The sequence below is a fragment of the Acetobacterium sp. genome (assembly GCF_041752335.1).
Lineage (GTDB): Bacteria > Bacillota > Clostridia > Eubacteriales > Eubacteriaceae > Acetobacterium.
Genome location: NZ_JBGSHG010000118.1, coordinates 1 through 16,076 on the forward strand (window position 1 = coordinate 1; position 16,076 = coordinate 16,076).

21 protein-coding genes are annotated in these 16,076 nt (G+C 45.0%); 14 read left to right on the plus strand and 7 right to left on the minus strand.

Annotation, left to right across the window (positions count from 1 at the left end):
- Positions 1-66: 66 nt before the first annotated feature.
- From ACEW8F_RS14220 to ACEW8F_RS14235, 4 genes are all read left to right on the plus strand, one after another.
- Positions 67-1,371: a PocR ligand-binding domain-containing protein gene (locus ACEW8F_RS14220; RefSeq protein ID WP_373484125.1), complete on the plus strand. Its 1,305-nt coding sequence runs from the start codon at positions 67-69 to the stop codon at positions 1,369-1,371.
- A 10-nt stretch (positions 1,372-1,381) separates the two neighbouring features.
- A complete protein-coding gene (locus ACEW8F_RS14225) occupies positions 1,382-2,041 on the plus strand; it encodes a B12-binding domain-containing protein (RefSeq protein ID WP_373484126.1) in 660 nt (219 codons plus the stop codon).
- 79 nt (positions 2,042-2,120) lie between these two features.
- Positions 2,121-2,393 (plus strand): type II toxin-antitoxin system prevent-host-death family antitoxin, encoded by a 273-nt coding sequence (locus ACEW8F_RS14230; protein WP_373484127.1) that lies wholly within the window; start codon positions 2,121-2,123, stop codon positions 2,391-2,393.
- Between the two features lie 2 nt (positions 2,394-2,395).
- Positions 2,396-2,707, plus strand: a complete 312-nt coding sequence (locus tag ACEW8F_RS14235) for a type II toxin-antitoxin system RelE/ParE family toxin (RefSeq protein WP_373484128.1) — start codon at positions 2,396-2,398, stop codon at positions 2,705-2,707.
- 76 nt (positions 2,708-2,783) lie between these two features.
- On the opposite strand, the gene ACEW8F_RS14240 is transcribed toward ACEW8F_RS14235, so the two are convergent.
- From ACEW8F_RS14240 to ACEW8F_RS14255, 4 genes are all read right to left on the minus strand, one after another.
- Positions 2,784-5,720, minus strand: a complete 2,937-nt coding sequence (locus ACEW8F_RS14240; protein WP_373484129.1) for an ATP-binding protein — start codon at positions 5,718-5,720, stop codon at positions 2,784-2,786.
- A gap of 47 nt (positions 5,721-5,767) precedes the next feature.
- Positions 5,768-6,835 carry an HD-GYP domain-containing protein gene (locus tag ACEW8F_RS14245; RefSeq protein ID WP_373484130.1) on the minus strand — a complete coding sequence of 356 codons (1,068 nt, stop codon included), beginning with the start codon at positions 6,833-6,835 and terminating at the stop codon, positions 5,768-5,770.
- Between the two features lie 154 nt (positions 6,836-6,989).
- Positions 6,990-7,127 (minus strand): hypothetical protein, encoded by a 138-nt coding sequence (locus ACEW8F_RS14250; protein ID WP_373484131.1) that lies wholly within the window; start codon positions 7,125-7,127, stop codon positions 6,990-6,992.
- Between the two features lie 96 nt (positions 7,128-7,223).
- Positions 7,224-7,334: a LysR family transcriptional regulator gene (locus ACEW8F_RS14255; RefSeq protein ID WP_373484132.1), complete on the minus strand. Its 111-nt coding sequence runs from the start codon at positions 7,332-7,334 to the stop codon at positions 7,224-7,226.
- 46 nt (positions 7,335-7,380) lie between these two features.
- On the opposite strand from ACEW8F_RS14255, the gene ACEW8F_RS14260 reads away from it, so the two are divergent.
- The 7 genes from ACEW8F_RS14260 (at position 7,381) to ACEW8F_RS14290 (ending at position 11,520) form a co-directional block, all read left to right on the plus strand.
- The gene (locus tag ACEW8F_RS14260) at positions 7,381-7,599 is read left to right on the plus strand and encodes a hypothetical protein (protein WP_373484160.1); all 219 of its coding nucleotides are present in this window, start codon (positions 7,381-7,383) and stop codon (positions 7,597-7,599) included.
- Between the two features lie 170 nt (positions 7,600-7,769).
- Positions 7,770-8,045: a type II toxin-antitoxin system RelB/DinJ family antitoxin gene (locus tag ACEW8F_RS14265; RefSeq protein WP_373484133.1), complete on the plus strand. Its 276-nt coding sequence runs from the start codon at positions 7,770-7,772 to the stop codon at positions 8,043-8,045.
- Entirely contained in the window at positions 8,042-8,317 is a 276-nt protein-coding gene (locus ACEW8F_RS14270) for a type II toxin-antitoxin system YafQ family toxin (RefSeq protein ID WP_373484134.1), read from the plus strand. Before ACEW8F_RS14265 ends, ACEW8F_RS14270 begins: the two co-directional genes overlap by 4 nt.
- 187 nt (positions 8,318-8,504) lie before the next feature.
- A complete protein-coding gene (locus ACEW8F_RS14275; RefSeq protein ID WP_373484135.1) occupies positions 8,505-9,614 on the plus strand; it encodes a diguanylate cyclase in 1,110 nt (369 codons plus the stop codon).
- Positions 9,615-9,878: 264 nt separating this feature from the next.
- Positions 9,879-10,724 (plus strand): DMT family transporter, encoded by an 846-nt coding sequence (locus ACEW8F_RS14280; RefSeq protein ID WP_373484136.1) that lies wholly within the window; start codon positions 9,879-9,881, stop codon positions 10,722-10,724.
- 276 nt (positions 10,725-11,000) lie between these two features.
- Complete coding sequence (locus ACEW8F_RS14285) at positions 11,001-11,264, plus strand: type II toxin-antitoxin system Phd/YefM family antitoxin (RefSeq protein ID WP_373484137.1); 264 nt, start codon at positions 11,001-11,003, stop codon at positions 11,262-11,264.
- Complete coding sequence (locus tag ACEW8F_RS14290) at positions 11,257-11,520, plus strand: Txe/YoeB family addiction module toxin (protein WP_373484138.1); 264 nt, start codon at positions 11,257-11,259, stop codon at positions 11,518-11,520. The genes ACEW8F_RS14285 and ACEW8F_RS14290 overlap by 8 nt, the downstream gene beginning before the upstream one ends.
- A 257-nt stretch (positions 11,521-11,777) precedes the next feature.
- Here ACEW8F_RS14290 and ACEW8F_RS14295 read toward each other — a convergent pair whose 3' ends face one another.
- A complete protein-coding gene (locus tag ACEW8F_RS14295) occupies positions 11,778-12,110 on the minus strand; it encodes a cupin domain-containing protein (RefSeq protein ID WP_373484139.1) in 333 nt (110 codons plus the stop codon).
- Positions 12,111-12,484: 374 nt separating this feature from the next.
- On the opposite strand from ACEW8F_RS14295, the gene ACEW8F_RS14300 reads away from it, so the two are divergent.
- The 3 genes from ACEW8F_RS14300 to ACEW8F_RS14310 all read left to right on the plus strand — a co-directional run bounded on the left by ACEW8F_RS14300 (position 12,485) and on the right by ACEW8F_RS14310 (position 14,719).
- Positions 12,485-13,789 (plus strand): GGDEF domain-containing protein, encoded by a 1,305-nt coding sequence (locus ACEW8F_RS14300; RefSeq protein WP_373484140.1) that lies wholly within the window; start codon positions 12,485-12,487, stop codon positions 13,787-13,789.
- Between the two features lie 277 nt (positions 13,790-14,066).
- Entirely contained in the window at positions 14,067-14,426 is a 360-nt protein-coding gene (locus ACEW8F_RS14305) for an AbrB/MazE/SpoVT family DNA-binding domain-containing protein (protein WP_373484141.1), read from the plus strand.
- Positions 14,427-14,428: 2 nt separating this feature from the next.
- Positions 14,429-14,719: a type II toxin-antitoxin system RelE/ParE family toxin gene (locus tag ACEW8F_RS14310; protein ID WP_373484142.1), complete on the plus strand. Its 291-nt coding sequence runs from the start codon at positions 14,429-14,431 to the stop codon at positions 14,717-14,719.
- Positions 14,720-15,066: 347 nt separating this feature from the next.
- Here ACEW8F_RS14310 and ACEW8F_RS14315 read toward each other — a convergent pair whose 3' ends face one another.
- Positions 15,067-15,597, minus strand: coding sequence for a hypothetical protein (locus ACEW8F_RS14315; protein WP_373484143.1), 531 nt, complete (start codon positions 15,595-15,597; stop codon positions 15,067-15,069).
- Positions 15,572-15,877, minus strand: a complete 306-nt coding sequence (locus ACEW8F_RS14320) for a hypothetical protein (RefSeq protein WP_373484144.1) — start codon at positions 15,875-15,877, stop codon at positions 15,572-15,574. Before ACEW8F_RS14320 ends, ACEW8F_RS14315 begins: the two co-directional genes overlap by 26 nt.
- Positions 15,878-16,076 lie beyond the last annotated feature (199 nt).

The window sequence follows — 16,076 nt, forward strand, 5'->3', positions numbered from 1 at the left end:
ATATTGTTTTTAGAAAAATCATGCTATACTGATAAAAATCACAGATTAAACTAAACAGGTGAAGCAATGGATCACAACGAACCCCGGAAGCCCAATCAAAAACGCCTCAGCGACCTGGTCGACATCAAAACCCTCCAGGAAATTCTTGACGCCTTTACCACCACCACCGGCCTGATGGCCAATATTGTCGATGGTGAAGGGGTTTCGATCTTCCCGCGCAAAGGCATTAAAAAATGTTGTAAATTCTGCCGCATTATCTATAGTCTGGAAGGCGGCAAGAATCGCTGTCAGGCCGCTTACAAACGGGCCGGCAAGCAGGCGGCGCTGTTTGGCGAGCCCTATATTTTCCGCTGTCCCTCGGGCCTGATCGAGTGGGCGGCGCCGATTGTCCTGGGCGGTGAGCATGTCGGCACGATTATCTGCGGCCAGGTACTGATGTGGGAGCCGGAGGAATTTTTCTGGATTGAACTCAGGAAGATGAACCAGACGCTCACCGATGATTTTGAGGAATTGTTTGAAGCGGTGGGAGAGCTGGCCATTGTCACCGGCAATCAGGTCCAGGCCTCGGCCTACCTGCTGTATGTGGTGGCCAACTATATTATGAAAGCCGGCTGGGAAAATTTTGAACAGTCCCGGGAGTTTGCCCGCCAGCGCACACTCTACCATGCCGAAATTGAAAACCATAAAAGTCGGGAAGAACAAGCGGACAAAAGCGATCGCCGGTCGCTGCTTGATGAGGATGAAATCATCGTCCAGCTGCAGCAAAACCGTAAAAAAGCGAAAGCTTATCTGGAGGGGCTGATCTCCGGACTGCGCTATGAAGCCCACCAGAATCTGGCACAGTTGCGGGCCAAAATGACCGAGCTGCTGGTGGTACTGTCTCGGGTAGTCAACCGGATCGGGCTGGTAATGGCACCGTTTCTGCACGTCAACGATCAGGCCATCGGCCAGATTTATCAGACCACTTCGCAAGAAAACATCTCGGTCATCACGTCCAAGGCCGTGGATGCCTATCTGGAACAGCTTGAGGCAGCGGCAGTTAAACCGGAAAACCCCAATATCAGCCTGATGACCGACTACATTGACAAGCACTACCCCGACAACCTGACCGTGGAGGCCATCGCCGACGCTGCCTGTCTCAGCCCCGGTTATGCCGGCCGGATCTTTAAGGAGCAACTGGGGTTGCCGATCATGGATTATGTTTTAAAAGTCCGGATTGACAAATCCAAGAAACTGCTGATTAATCCCCACTATCAGATTCAGGCCATTGCCGAAAAGGTCGGCTATGGGGATGCCGGCTATTTCACCAAGGTGTTCCGTAAATTTGAAGGGATCACCCCGACCCAGTTCCGGAAAATTCACAAACGATAAGAGGCCGAATATGGAAAAAGTATTAATCGAGTTACAGCAGGCCATCGAAAACGGGGAAACCCAGATCGCCATGAATAAAACCAAAGAAGCCCTGAATTATGGCATTCGCACCGACAAGATTATCCAAACCGCGATCAACCCGGCTTTTAAGGATCTGGGTCAGAAAATGTTTGACGGCGAAATCTATGTCACCGATGTGCTGATGGCCTCCCGGGCCGCCCACGCAGCGATGTATGTGATGGAACCGATTCTGTCCCGTTCAACCGGCACCTCCAAAGGGATTGTGGCAATTGGCACGGTGGCCGGAGATCTCCATGACATCGGCAAAAACCTGGTCATCATGATGCTTCAGGGCAGCGGCTACACGGTCATTGATCTGGGCATTGATGTGCCGGTGGAAACCTTTATCGCAGCCGTCCGGATGCACAAGCCCGATGTACTGGCGCTGTCCTCGCTGTTGACCACCACCCTGCCGGAGCTGGACAATATGATCGACGCCCTTGAAGCGGCAGGACTGCGGGCCCAGGTCAAGGTGATTATTGGTGGCGCTCCAGTCACGGCTGAATACGCCAGCCGGATCAAAGCCGATGCCTACGCCAACGACCTGTTTGAAGCGACGGAGGCGGTAGCGGATCTGGTTAAGAATCGGATTGGGAAGTATGCCGTGTAACGGGTTCAGGCAACCAATACCATTGAACAAATAGTCTAATTATTATATAATATGACTATCACATACAGGAGGTTAAACTATGGGAATTATCAGACCATCAGCTGATTTAAGAAATCATTATCATGAGATTGCTAAGATTTGTCATGAAACGAGACAACCGGTTTTTATTACGGTCAACGGTCGGGGCGATACAGCCGTACTTGATCTACAGACCTACCACCAGATGGAGTCGGAGCTTGAATTACTGAGAACCCTTGCCGAAGCCGAAGAGGATGTTTTACAGCAGCGGGTTGCCCCGGTTGAAGAGACCTTTGAAGGGATCCGCCAATCGCTGCTCGCCAGGAAAAAGTGATCATGACGGACGCGATTATCAGAACGGAAAAATTCAACGATCAGCTTTATGAAATCATCAATTACATCGCTGGTGATGCCGACGCAATTGATGCGGCGCTTCACTATCTTGAAAAAATTGAAAAAGCAGTGAAGCTTCTGGAAGATTTCCCGCGAAGCGGAAGCCGTCCCCGCTATCGCATTTTAAGAAAGCAGGGTTATCGGGTTTTAATGGTTGCAAAGCACATTATTTTTTACAAGGTTAATGAAGAACAACGCCTGGTGACACTTTATGCCGTGGTCGATAGCAGAAGGGCCTATTTGAATTTAATCTAATGAAAAAAAGACTGCAGCCATTTTATTTAGCTGCAGTCTTTTGTGATTTTAAGCGATCCTAGCAACGCTCACGGGGCTAGGCCTGATTCGTCAACAGCTCAAAGATCTTGGTTAAAAACTGGGGGATGTTTAAAGGCTTGGTGAAATAATCGGTAAAGCCCATCATGATGCCTTTTTTGATATCAGCAGGCATAGCACTGGCACTAAGGGCCACGACCGGGATATTTTTGGTGGCAGCATCGTCTTTTAGTCGTCTTAGCACCTCATAGCCGTCGATGCCGGAGAGATGAATATCCAGAACGATCAAATCCGGTTGCTGCACTTTGGCCAATTCCAGGCCCATTTCGCCGTTGTTGGCAGAGATCAGCTCAATATTTGGTATTTTTGCTAAAGCCGATTCCATCAGTTTCATATTGACCTGATTATCTTCCACGTAAAGCAGCCGATAGGGATGGCTCAATAAGGTTTGCAAAACATCTTCGTGGATGAGATCGCCATCATCGGGGCGATCCCGTTTTTCGGTATAAGGCACTTCCAGCCAGAAATGACTGCCTTCGCCCAGGGTACTTTCGACATGGATGCTGCCTTTGACCAGGTTGCTTAATTGTTTGACCACCGTCAAACCGATCCCGGTGCCTTCAATGGCGTTGCTTGAATCCGGCAGTCGCTGGAAGGGATTAAAGATGTTGGTCAGCTGGTCTTCAGGAATCCCATGGCCGGTATCAATCACATGGAATTGAATCAACTGATCGGCTTGTTCAATTTTGATGGTGAGCGTTCCCTGTTCCCGATTATACTTAATGGCATTGGAAACCAGATTGATTAAGATCTGTTTGAGCCGGGTGCGATCCGTGACCGTGGTCAGGGTATCCTGTTCCGGGTGTTCAAAGATCAGCGAGATCTGGTTCTTGTCAGCCAATGGTTGCATCAGCGAGATGATTTCTTCCACTAAAAAGATCAGCTCCACCGGTTCATTGGACAGTGAATAGCGTCCCGACTCGATCATCGACAAGTCCAGGATTTCATTGATCAGGGTGAGCAGGTGTTCGCCGGCGCGGATGATTTCGGTAACGTATTGACCCTGGGCCTCAGAAAGCGGTTCCTCGGGATTGAGTTCCAGTAACTGGGAAAATCCCAATACCGCATTGAGCGGGGTCCGCAGTTCATGACTCATATTTGACAAAAATTCCGATTTGGCCCGATTGGCATTTTCGGCTTCTTCCTTGGCAGCCTTAATGGACATTTCCATAAAGATCCGGTCGGTGATATCCCGGGCCGAAAAGACCAGGGTATGCGAGGTGTTGGCGATTCTGGAAATGCGGGCCTGGAACCAGCGTTTACCCTGGCTGGTGTCCAGACAATATTCCAGGGTTTCCGGTTGGCTGGTAGCCACGACACGCTGAATTTTTTCCTGGCAGGCAAAACGCTGTTCGGGATCGATCAGGGCACAAATGGAGGTTTCCAGGGTGTCAAAGAATTTCCGCAGCGACTCCTCACTTTTTGACCAGATCTGATTGATCTCGCCTTCCTCATCGATTTGAATGATGATATCATCGATGGAATTGACCAGGGCATGAAGGTTCTGTTCACTTTCTTTTAGTTCATTTTGGGCGATGACCAGTTCCTTATTGGAATGCCCCAGTTTTTCGCCCATCTCAATCAGGTTATGGGCGGTTTCCTTGAGCTCGGTGACATGGATCTCCGGTTCCTGCTGATAATAATCGCCTTTTCCGATGTTATCCAGAACCGTATTGATCTCATGGAGGGGCTGGGAAATACTTTTGCTCATCGCATAGGATCGTTTTGATAAAATATAAAAGAAAATTGAATAAAACAAAATCAGTCCGGCAATCATCAATATCCCGATTTGCATCAGCGACTGGTTGATGGCGTTGGTATGCTGGTAAACATTGGCTTCCGGCACAATCACCAGCAGCTTCCAGCCGGTTTCAGAAACGGTATTCCAGGAAACCAGCTGTTTATGATTATTCAGGATGATTTCGGTAGTGCCCTGTTGGGAGCGTTGTAATTGATCGGCAACGGCGGTAAATTCCGGCCGTTTGTAAACATTAAAATCGTCCGGTTTAAAGGTGTCCTGCATAATGGCCTGTTCATAATGATGGCTGGTTAGTTCGCTCAGTCCCCAATCCGCCTCACCCTGCTCGGGCAGGGCCAGAATGGCGCCGTCTTTGCCGACCAGGATTCCATAGCCGTTCCAGGGAAATTCCCAGTTTAAGATCTGATCGGTGATCGTACTGATAGTCACATCAACGCCCACTACCCCTTCCAGGAAGTCACCGGAATAGACCGGGGAAATGGCCGAAGCCATCCAGCCGTGTCCGGCGGGATCAAGATAGGCGTCCGTCCAGACCACCTTTTTTTGCGGATTGTGAATATAATCGGCCTCATAATAAAAATTATATTCGGGTATATTCATCTTATCCGGATACTGTTCCAGCACATTAAAATAAGGATAAATGACATTTAAGGAATCGTGGGTGTTGAAATAAAGCGAAGCGGCCAGGGGATGGGAGCCAATGATGTTTTTCATCAGATCCTGCATGGATAAAAGCCTGGCGGCTTTTTCCCGTTCGGCAGCATTAATCGGCACAAAGCCACTGTAAAAAACCGCCGCGCCGCCATTGGTCTTATCGCTGACGGTATAATAGGCACCGTTGGGCGAGTAGGCCAGCCGGTTTAAATCCTCATCTGAAAGAGCTGGGTTTTGTTGCAGGGCCAGGCTGGTCTGCTGCTGATATAATGAGGTCACGTGGGTGCTATCCGCCAGTTGCTTATCGATGAGGCCGGCCTCTTTTTCAGCCAGGATATTCAGCTCCACATTGGCAGATTCCTGTAAATAGGACATGGTCTCCAGCCGCGACCAGCTGTTGGCCGAAAAATAAATCCCGACAAAAACCAGTTCGACCACCACCAGGGGGATCAGAGCCGATTTCAAATAAGATTGCCAGATCCACTGAAAAATTGAGATTGGTTCCGTTTTATTTTTTTTCATTTCCTTAGCCTCCTGAAGGGGATCTTGATGTGATAAAGACTGACCGATTAGTTCTCAAATTTAGTGCGAATATCTAAAAACCGGTCAATATTATTTAAAAACAGCGGCAGCAGATGGGGATCAAAATGACGGCCATTTTCCTCCGCCAGCAGCGTCAGGGTGTTGTCGAGGGTCCAGGCTTTTTTATAGGGACGCTTGGAAAGCAAGGCATCAAAAACATCGCAGATGGCCGTAATACGACCGGCAATGGGGATTTCTTCACCGCTTAATCCGGCGGGATAGCCGCTGCCATCCCATTTTTCGTGGTGGGTTAAAGCAATGATCTCACCCAGCTTCAGCACCTTGGAGACGCTGCCGGTTAAAATATCGGCGCCTTTATGGGTATGGGTTTTCATGACGTCCATTTCGGCCCGGGTTAATGGTCCGGGTTTTAACAGAATGCCATCGGGAATGGCGATTTTTCCCACATCATGCATCATTGCCGCCTGGGATAACTGGAGCATGAAATTTTTTTCAAAACCCAGAAGATTCCCCAGTGTTTCGGCATATTTGCCGATCCGGGTAATGTGGTGGCCGGTATCATCATCCCGGAATTCAGCGGCAATCAAGAGTTTATTGACCAATTCCAACTGAATGTTTTCGTTTTCCCGGGTTCGTTCCTGAACCCGCTCTTCCAGCAACCGATTACTTCTTTTGGTAGCGTTATGGAGCATCCGAATCTCCAGCAGATTGGTGACCCGCATAATGACTTCGGCATGATCAAAGGGCTTGCCGATAAAATCTTTAGCCCCCAATTCCAGTGCCTTGATGCGGTTTTCTTTATCGCTCTGGGCGGTGATCACAATCACTGAGAGATAGTCATCTTCGCCCAGGGCATTTAACTGTTCTAAAATGTCAAAGCCATCAAAATGGGGCATTTTCAGATCCAGCAGCAGCAGATCCGGTTTGATCTCGTCATAGGTTTTAAGAACCTCCCGGGAGTCGGTCAGGGTGAAAATATTGGCATAGCCACTGATTTTTAATAATTGCTCCAATAGAAAAACATTGGGAGCCGTGTCATCTACAATTAGGATGCGGGAATTTTGTTTAATGGATGCCATGGTTTTTGCGATCATTTTGCCACCCCCTGGTCAGATCGTTTGGATGATTTTTCAGATGATTAATGATTTATTGTATCATAGTATGAAGCACCTTTCAATCATTCCGAATTGAGATTTTGTTTAATTTAAGACCAGGTGACAACGATTGAGTGGTCGGCCGGAGCGGTTCTTAATGGAGCATGCCAAAGGCCTGATCGTCGGGGATTTCCCGGCTGCCGATTTTTCGGGCCAGCTCCATAAAACCCTGCATCCGGGGCGCGCATGTTTTCCATGTTTTCGGCAGGCTGTCAAACTGGCGGATCACCATCCGGGCCTGACTGCACAGCAGTTTCCCGGCTTCGGTGATATAGATGCCTTTGCCCAGGCGTTCAAAAAGTTGGCAACCGTAGTGGTTTTCCAGTTCTTAAATCACCTGGCTCACCGCCGGCTGAGTGATATACAGCTTTTTCGCTGCCCCGGACATGGAGCCGGCTTCGGCCACGGCAATCATAATTTTTAGATGTCGAATATCCATGGAACCTCCGTGTAGAGTTAAATCATAAGTAAATTTTATCGATAATATAAAATATTATCATTTTGTGATTGGCGGCCGCTGGGGCAAGCAGGTGGCCATCGGTCAACCGCTACGCCGGATTTTCACCGATCCTGAAGCGGTTTTGAAGCTGGTCGAGAAAATCATTTTCTTTTATCAGCAGCAGGGGCTACCCCGGGAACGCTTTGCCCAGACTATCGCCCGGTTGGGATTTGAAACGGTGGAAGCGATGTTGTTGGGGGATTAAGGCGCGGAAATAAAAAATGGGGCCGAATTGTTAAATGGTACAGAGGTTTTTAAGGAACTTAGAAGAAAACTCTGAAGTTAGATTTAATTTCGCAGAATCATGTGCACTGCATTGACATTGCACAAGGAAAGTCGTATAATTAATTATCAAATACGAAAGGGGTGTTCAAAATGGCAACCACAAATGTCACGATTCGAATGGATGAGGAGTTGAAAAAGCAAGCCGAGGAATTATTTTCAGACTTGGGTTTATCGATGACAGCGGCGTTAATTGCCTTTACAAAGCAGTCCGTCCGGGAACAGCGAATACCGTTTGTGCTCTCCCGTCATGTGCCAAATGCTGAAACAATCGCCGCCATCGAGGAAGTCGAAAAAATGAAATTGGCGCCCCAAGACTATCAGGGTTTTGACGATGTCGATGAGATGATGACTGAGCTATTAAAATGAACTTTACGGTTAAACCCACGTCAAAATTTCAAAAAGATCTGAAAAAGATTCACAGGCGCGGTTACAATCTTGCCTTGCTGACGGAAGTAATTAAAATGATCGCAAGTTGTGAAGAATTACCGGCAAAGTATCGGGATCATCCCCTGATTGGTCATTACGGAAGCTGTAGAGAATGTCATATCACTCCTGATTGGTTACTGATTTATGAACTGAGCGAAAATGACCTGATTTTATACTTAACACGAACGGGAACTCACAGCGATTTATTCTAACAATTGTGGCGTGCGTCCCTAAAAAACAGAAATGCCAAAACAACACCGCGCCGACAACCCGCGGTGTTGTTTTTGGTTACGCCAAGACTTTTTTCAGCCAGCCCCATACCGCCGCTGTTTTTCTTGACAAACCCGGCCCGGATGGGGTTTAATGTTAAACAACGACAAAATCCGGGAGGTTTGACAGATGGAGGCATTTTTAAGACTTGAGGGCAAGGCCAAGGTGGATTTTTATCAGGCCAAATACGATTATTACCGGCGTTTTAATCTGGGCGTCATGTTTGCTGCGGCCTTGATGTTCTTTAGTCTGCTGGTGCCGGACTGGCAGGTCTACGAGCAGTTTACCTGGCGCCTGCTATTGATCCGCAGCATGGTGGTGATTCCGCTGGCGTTGGTGGTGCTGGTCTATCGCCAGACCAGTAATTATCGGATCATGTCAGTCGTTTCACTGCTGATGGTTCACGCGATGATCTGGGGCAACATCTGGGCTGGCTCCTACGGGGCTGATCAGTCCTATGTTAATGAAGGCTTTCTGATCATGAGCTTTATCCTGTTGCTGGCCTCCTTCAGTGCGCCACCGTTTTACGCCATCGTGGCCCAGCTGGGACTGATCGGCAATATCCTGCTGGCTGATCAGCTCTATCATTATTCAAATCTCGATGTGATCCTGTCCTTCAACATTCAGGTGATTATTCTGCTGGGCCTGGTCGATCTGATCGTCACCGGTTTTTATTATGATCATTATATTATCCAAAAAAAACTGGAGTTTGCCCAGTTCCACGATCCCCTGACCCAGGTGTTCAACCGCCAGCAGCTCCACAAGATCATGGGAGCGGGCCACGAGCTGTCCTTTATGAGTGCGGACATCGCCATTGTGATCATGGATGTGGATCATTTTAAGCGGGTCAATGACAGCTACGGCCACGATGAAGGCGATCGGATTCTGCAGTTTGTCGCCGACTGCATCCACCACAGTCTGCGGGGGCCGGATCTGGTGATTCGCTGGGGTGGCGAGGAGTTTGTCGCGATACTGTTTGACTGTCAGCCCGATCAGGCCTGCCTGGTGGCTGAGCGGATCCGCAGCTCGGTGGAAAAGTCGGTTAACGGCGTCTGCAAGATCACCATTTCGCTGGGGGTGGCCATCTATCCCGGCGGCGACTGTTTCGAAACGATCAAAAAAGCCGACCAGGCCCTCTTTGTCGCCAAGCGCAACGGCCGCAACCAGGTGGTCTGTTATGAAGCTCTCGATCAGAACAGCTTCGATTTGGACGAGTACAACCGCCGCGCTGACGCCTGAAAGGGCCAGATGCACCTTTACTATACAGTTTTTCTTGACAGACCTGTCCAGATGGGGTTTAATGAGCAATAACGACGAAAACAAGGAGGCTCGACATGGGAAGAATCTCAGTTAAACCGCTATCACCACCAACCGTCTCATCGCAGAAGCAGCTTTGAGACGATAAAAAACATGTTCTCCAATGGCTGATTCTGCGATTGCTATAATCATTGGTGTTAGCATCATACATCTTTGCAACAGTATTTATAGAAAGCGAGAACAGTCGTGAAATCAAAATTAATGTTTATTCTGGCGATGGTCATCTTCGGAACCATCGGCATTTTTGTGCGGTTTATCAATCTGGAATCCAGTGAAATCGCCATGCTCAGAGGACTGATCGGCAGTCTTTTTCTGCTGCTGATCTGCCTTATCCGCCGGGACAAAATTGCTCTTTCCAGCGTCGGGGAAAATCTTTTTCCGTTAGTGTTTTCAGGCGCTGTCCTGGCTGGCAATTGGATCTTTTTGTTTGAAGCCTTTAAGCATACCACCATTGCCAATGCCACCCTGAGCTATTACATGGCACCCGTCTTTGTCATCGGTCTGTCACCATTGATGCTGAAGGAAAAGATCATCCCCCGCAAGGTTATTTGTCTGGCGGCAGCCCTAGTCGGGATGTTGCTGATCTTAAAAGGCAGCAGCCAGAGCGGCGCAGCGGGTAATGATCTGCTGGGCATTGCCTGGGGGATTACCGCGGCGGCCTGTTATGCCAGCCTGATGCTGACCAATAAGTTCATTAAAAGCTTGAACGGCATGGCCACCACGCTGCTGCAGCTGGCCATCGCCACGGTGGTGTTATTTTGCTATGTGAGTCTAAGCGGCGGCATCGCTTTTTCCGGTCTCACCCCGATGGTGGTGATGGCAGTGATGGCGTTAGGCCTGGTGCATACCGGGCTGGGCTTTTTTCTCTTCTTTACCGGCATGAAAGGGCTTAATGGCCAGAGCATCGCCACCCTCAGTTATATCGACCCGATCGCTGCTGGCGTCATTCCTAATTTTTGGCGAAGCCATGAATGGGGTCCAGATGCTGGGAGCCGTGCTGCTATTGGGGGCCACCTTCCTGGGGGACTATAAAACCACGAAGCAGCCGGAGCTTGTCGGTGACAAGCATATTTAGTTATCAATCAAACTTTTACCTGAAACGTCATTCGATTTAGCGAATGGCGTTTTTTGTTGCATGTTTTAATGGGATCGTGTGATTCTAACTGGCACGAATGATAAGAACGGTTAGAATGGTGACAAGAATAAAAAACCGGCAATCGTCACACCGCTGTCGTTCTTTCCTTGACTTCTTATCCCGAATAAAATACAATATTAAGTACAGAATAAAGTCCTTAAGGAGGAGAGATTATGTTAGCCATCAATTATACCACCATGAGAAACAAGATGAAATCTTATTTTGACAAGGTAACCGATGACTGTGAAACCATCATCGTCACCCGGAAAGGCGAAAAAAATGTCGTCCTGATCAGTCTTGATGAATATAACAATTTAATCGAAAATGCTTATATTACCAGTAATAAAGCCTATTACGATCGTCTGATCGAAAGTAAAAAGCAAATTGAACAGGGTAAAACGATCGAATTAGAAGCGTGTGACATGAACGATGAATAAATTGTTTTCAGAGCATGCCTGGGATGAGTATTTATCCTGGCACAATAAAGATAAAAAGATCCTCAAAAAAATTCATGAGCTGATTCGTGATATTGAACGCAATGGATACACCGGAATTGGGAAACCAGAAGCCCTCCGGCACGAACTATCCGGGTATTGGAGCAGAAGAATCTCGGAAAGCGATCGATTAATTTACAAAATCCAGGATGATACCATTTATATCATCGGTTGCAAGAGTCATTATGAGGACAGTTAAGGGTAACCCAGCTATATAAAAAAAGAGAAAAAAGATCAGCCAATACCAGCAGGAACGCCGGGATTGGCTGATTTTTGTATCGGGTGGGGTGGTTTTGCCAAAGCCGTTATTGATTGCGGATGGCTTTCTGTTGGCAGCTTTCCTGACACTTCAGGCAAACCAGGCAGTCATGCTGATGAATCTGGTGTTTTAACTGTTTTTCGATGGCGCTTGCCGGCAAAGCGTAAGGGCAGAATCGGCAGTATTTTACCGGGTTGTCATTGATCGTCCGGATGATAAAAAGCCGGTCCGGGGGCTTTGATCACAAAAATTTCCAGAATTTCGGGATCACGGTTATTGACATTCATTTTGATGTGGTAGGGAATATTGATGATCTGTCCGGCTTCATAGCGGTGCGGCTCCTGATCACCCAGCTGCAGGGTAACCGCCCCTTTAATAACGATCATATAAACGTTGGAATTGGAATAATGCTCCTTCAAGCCTTCTCCTTCCGGGAAAATCATGTGGTTGATCATCACCGGCTGGTCATCAATAATTTTTTCAATCCGTTTTTCGTTGCCATTGGCAAAAGCATAGATTTTTTCTAACATCGTAATCTCCTTTTCGTTCATGATACAATCTAGTATAAATGATAGAATCAAGAAAAAGTGTTACGGTGGTAACACAATCGGATAATAATAAAAAATAATGAGCTACCAATCAAGATCAGATTGAGTTGGGGCGATAACTGGCTGGGTTGATTAATGCCGCAATTACAATGAAATGAATGATTGGCTAATTTCTGAGGAGACTTTGGAACTGAAGCGTGTCAGGCATCCAACAGATACGGTGCGTTTGGATGAATAAATTAAAGCAAAGCCAGTTAAAAGGTGATATAATCAAATCAATAATACCATAGACGATGCGGTACTGAAAATGAAGAGGCAAAAATGGTGTATCGCGCAACAAAATGGGAGGAAACAAAATGGATTTGAAAAAAATAGAAAAGTATACACTCGATGATATTTCCGTTTTTTTTAAAGAAAATGCGGACGCCATTTTAATTGTTGACGCTAAACTTGTTATCTACAAAGCCATTTCTAGAAAGGGTATCTTTTTGGATTTAATCAAAGAAAACGGAAATTATCACGACCTCATTGAAAAGCTTTGGTTAAACTTTAATAACAGTTCAAACAAAATTACATCTGACTATCAAGTCTTTACACCTTCAATCGGGAAATTCGATGGCAAATACAGTAAGAGACTAAAGATTGTCTTCGACAATACTCTATATATCATTCAGATGACAATATATCCGATAGCCGATAATAATATCTATATGTTCATTCTCGATGAACTTGACAACAGTGAAAACATACAGGAATTTCTGACGAATGAAAAATTTAACACGATTCAAAATACATACCTCTTTTCCATGTATGTTGACCTGATCAAGGATACCACAAACAGCATCAGTGTTACGGAAATTTCTGATGAACCGATAAATTCAAATGAAATAAAATATACCGACTGGCGCAAAATGATCGTCAATATGATTTATGCTGACGACCAGTCAATCTTTCTTGAACGCACAGATCCTGAATATCTGAAAAAGAACCTGGCGCCGGAAAGAACCATGTCGCTTGACTGTCAGATGAAAAATCTTGAAGGTAAATATATCTGGGTAAAGTTGATTTTCAGGCGTGCCGAAACAAACAATGCTGATGATTTCAGATTTGTATTTATGATTCAGGATATTCACGAAAATTCTGTTAAATTATTGTCTGCTCTTAAAAAGTTCGAAGGGCTTGCTTCAGAAGACCCTTTGACAGGTTTATATAACCACGGCAGAATTGAAACAGAGATTTATAACGCCATCGAAAATAAAAAAGAATGCGAACGGTCACTTTCTATTATGATGATAGATATTGATTATTTTAAAAAAGTCAATGATACATTGGGTCATGCCATAGGGGATATCACCTTAAAGCACTTTGTTGCAATTATCTGTGATTTCTTCAAATTCTATAATATAAAAGTCGGACGTTGGGGCGGCGATGAATTTGTGGCCTTGTGTTATGATATAAAGGCGGCTGAGCTGATGACTATTGCTGAAAATATGAGAATAAAAATTTCCGAAACAAAATTTGATATGGCAGGTAATATCACGTGCAGTATCGGTATAACGGAGATAAATAAAAATGACGAGGTTAAAGAGGCATTCGAGCGTGTTGACAAAGCAATGTACGCTGCAAAATTGAACGGCAGAAACGGTGTTATGGTAAAATAACATAAGATCTAGCACCGTACAAGGTACGCTTAACAATTTTCTGCGATTTTTAGGTTCCCACCAGAAATTCAATTATGTATTAGCTTTAGTGACCCGCCAGGAAACTGGCGGGTTTTGTGTTTTGGGAGGGGTCCGGTAGGTTTTGAAAGGGTGGTTGACTTGACCTAAGCCTGTCAGTCACCCAACCGATATAAAACACGCGGCTTGATCTATGCTAGGATCCGTGAATAATAAATTCAAAGAAACTAGGAAATACATCGAAAGTGAGGCGGTTTAGATGTCAAGAGGAACCATTTTAGAACGCAAAACCATTCATATTTCCGGTAAATGGCAAATTACGATCCCTCAAAAATATTTAGAAGCCCTGGGATTTGGTAAAGAGGCGGAGTGCATTCTGCAAAATAATATGATCTTAATCAAACCGGTCCGAGAAAACACCAGCGGAGAGTTTTCTGAGGAAATTTTGGCGGACTTAATTGCCCAGGGGTATCAGGGTGAATTGCTGCTTCAAAAATTCAAAGAGGAACAGAAAAAAGTCCGGCCAGCGGTTGAAAAAATGCTGGAAAAGGCAACCGAAGCGGCAAAAGGAAAGGGCGAATTTTTCAGTTATGATGAAATTTTTAGTGAGCAGGAATAATCATGGCGAAACTGATTGTCCTGCCGCCGGCCGCCCGGTTTCTGAAAAAATTAAAAGATAAACAACTCAAACTGGCCTATCAACAGGCCATTGATCTGATTTTAGAGGATCATACGATCGGTGATGAAAAAAATGGAGACCTATCCGGCATATTCGGATATGATATCTACTACAATAAAACAAATTACGAGCTGGCTTATACGCTTGAGTATGAGGATGATAAAGTGGTCGTTGTCATCATGGCCGGTACCCGGAAAAACTTTTATGAACAGTTAAAACGCTATTTGAAATAATTGTGGGGATGGTGAAATAGCTGTTCCATCATCGTTTTGATTGGACAGATCCAGCAGTGTTTATAAAAATGATGACAAAAAAAAAGACGGAATGGAATTGTGACAGTCTATTAGCATTTTTTAAACCAACGCTTGAACACGTGAAACGAGATAAAAAAGAATTTCTCTTTATGTCTTTTTCAGAGAACAGGCATAAAAAAAGCACCCCAATTGAGATGCTTATAGGCAGTGTTTTCAAAAACAGTATTAATTTTATAGTAGGTTAGCACCATTCATATCGTTAAAATAATTTACCAGTAATCTTAGTAGTATTTTAATGGATAATAAGCTGGTAAACCGTTATCGCATTAATCCCATTTAAAACTTTGGGAATCAGTAATTTTCGAATTTCCAATGGCGTTGCCATTTACAAAAAATGTTGTATATGGTCTATTATTCGTTAGCGAATAAACACTTCCTTGGACATCATTTGCGATAGCTGTTTTTTCTGCATCACTTAACTGCATAAAACTAGGATCTACCGTGACTCTTAATTTAGCTCCTAAATATTCTATGTTATAAACATAGAGAGAAAATGCAAATGCGGCATTAGGGGTACCATTTTCTGTCGGATTACCATTCCCATCTAATTTACCTAAAGCCCAACCCTGAGATAACAACAGACTTTCATTAATTAATCGATTTACTTCTGTATAATCTTCTACAGTAACTTCTTTAGGTGCTTCAGTCTTAGGTACTTCGGTTTCAGGTGCTTCAATTGCTGATTCATTTTTCTCAGGAAAGGTATGATAAGATACTGTTATTTTGGCATTTTTATCGAATCTATCACCGTTCGAAAAATTTTCTTCGCCATCAATAGTAAGAGATTCCACTATCAATAGTAAGAGATTCCACTTCACCATCTTTTGTAACAATACCCAAACTTAGATCTTCAATTTTAAGAGTCACTACATTAACAAAACCGGCATCCTCTAATTGCTTTACAACTTTTGCGTAATTTTCTTTTTCTAGATCTAAAGAACTAAAGGGTATACTAATTAAGCCAGCATTTTCGTCATTTTTGTCTGCAATATTATCGGTAATAACGCCGACAGTTAATATTATAAATATCACGAATAGCGATATTCCTAATATTAATATCTTTCTTCTTTTGTCCATATAAGTCTCTCCTTTTTGCTGAATTTGCATTATCTTTAAATTAAATGCCACATACATCGATTCATCGCAAAGTTTAACCGGATCTGAATATATTCGAACAATTATCACGATTCGATCAAAAACCTAACTATACTCTCTAATTCAGCTTTGGAATACACCTACATATCCTCACCTCATAAAATATTCGACGTTAAGAATC

Excerpts from the sequence above, each read along its gene's own strand:
- ACEW8F_RS14220 (WP_373484125.1), top strand. The coding sequence starts at position 67 with ATGGATCACAACGAACCCCGGAAGCCCAATCAAAAACGCCTCAGCGAC.
- ACEW8F_RS14225 (WP_373484126.1), top strand. The coding sequence starts at position 1,382 with ATGGAAAAAGTATTAATCGAGTTACAGCAGGCCATCGAAAACGGGGAA.
- ACEW8F_RS14230 (WP_373484127.1), top strand. The coding sequence starts at position 2,121 with ATGGGAATTATCAGACCATCAGCTGATTTAAGAAATCATTATCATGAG.
- ACEW8F_RS14235 (WP_373484128.1), top strand. The coding sequence starts at position 2,396 with ATGACGGACGCGATTATCAGAACGGAAAAATTCAACGATCAGCTTTAT.
- ACEW8F_RS14240 (WP_373484129.1), bottom strand. The coding sequence starts at position 5,720 with ATGAAAAAAAATAAAACGGAACCAATCTCAATTTTTCAGTGGATCTGG.
- ACEW8F_RS14245 (WP_373484130.1), bottom strand. The coding sequence starts at position 6,835 with ATGATCGCAAAAACCATGGCATCCATTAAACAAAATTCCCGCATCCTA.
- ACEW8F_RS14250 (WP_373484131.1), bottom strand. The coding sequence starts at position 7,127 with ATGGTGATCCGCCAGTTTGACAGCCTGCCGAAAACATGGAAAACATGC.
- ACEW8F_RS14255 (WP_373484132.1), bottom strand. The coding sequence starts at position 7,334 with ATGGATATTCGACATCTAAAAATTATGATTGCCGTGGCCGAAGCCGGC.
- ACEW8F_RS14265 (WP_373484133.1), top strand. The coding sequence starts at position 7,770 with ATGGCAACCACAAATGTCACGATTCGAATGGATGAGGAGTTGAAAAAG.
- ACEW8F_RS14270 (WP_373484134.1), top strand. The coding sequence starts at position 8,042 with ATGAACTTTACGGTTAAACCCACGTCAAAATTTCAAAAAGATCTGAAA.
- ACEW8F_RS14275 (WP_373484135.1), top strand. The coding sequence starts at position 8,505 with ATGGAGGCATTTTTAAGACTTGAGGGCAAGGCCAAGGTGGATTTTTAT.
- ACEW8F_RS14285 (WP_373484137.1), top strand. The coding sequence starts at position 11,001 with ATGTTAGCCATCAATTATACCACCATGAGAAACAAGATGAAATCTTAT.
- ACEW8F_RS14290 (WP_373484138.1), top strand. The coding sequence starts at position 11,257 with ATGAATAAATTGTTTTCAGAGCATGCCTGGGATGAGTATTTATCCTGG.
- ACEW8F_RS14295 (WP_373484139.1), bottom strand. The coding sequence starts at position 12,110 with ATGTTAGAAAAAATCTATGCTTTTGCCAATGGCAACGAAAAACGGATT.
- ACEW8F_RS14300 (WP_373484140.1), top strand. The coding sequence starts at position 12,485 with ATGGATTTGAAAAAAATAGAAAAGTATACACTCGATGATATTTCCGTT.
- ACEW8F_RS14305 (WP_373484141.1), top strand. The coding sequence starts at position 14,067 with ATGTCAAGAGGAACCATTTTAGAACGCAAAACCATTCATATTTCCGGT.
- ACEW8F_RS14310 (WP_373484142.1), top strand. The coding sequence starts at position 14,429 with ATGGCGAAACTGATTGTCCTGCCGCCGGCCGCCCGGTTTCTGAAAAAA.
- ACEW8F_RS14320 (WP_373484144.1), bottom strand. The coding sequence starts at position 15,877 with ATGGACAAAAGAAGAAAGATATTAATATTAGGAATATCGCTATTCGTG.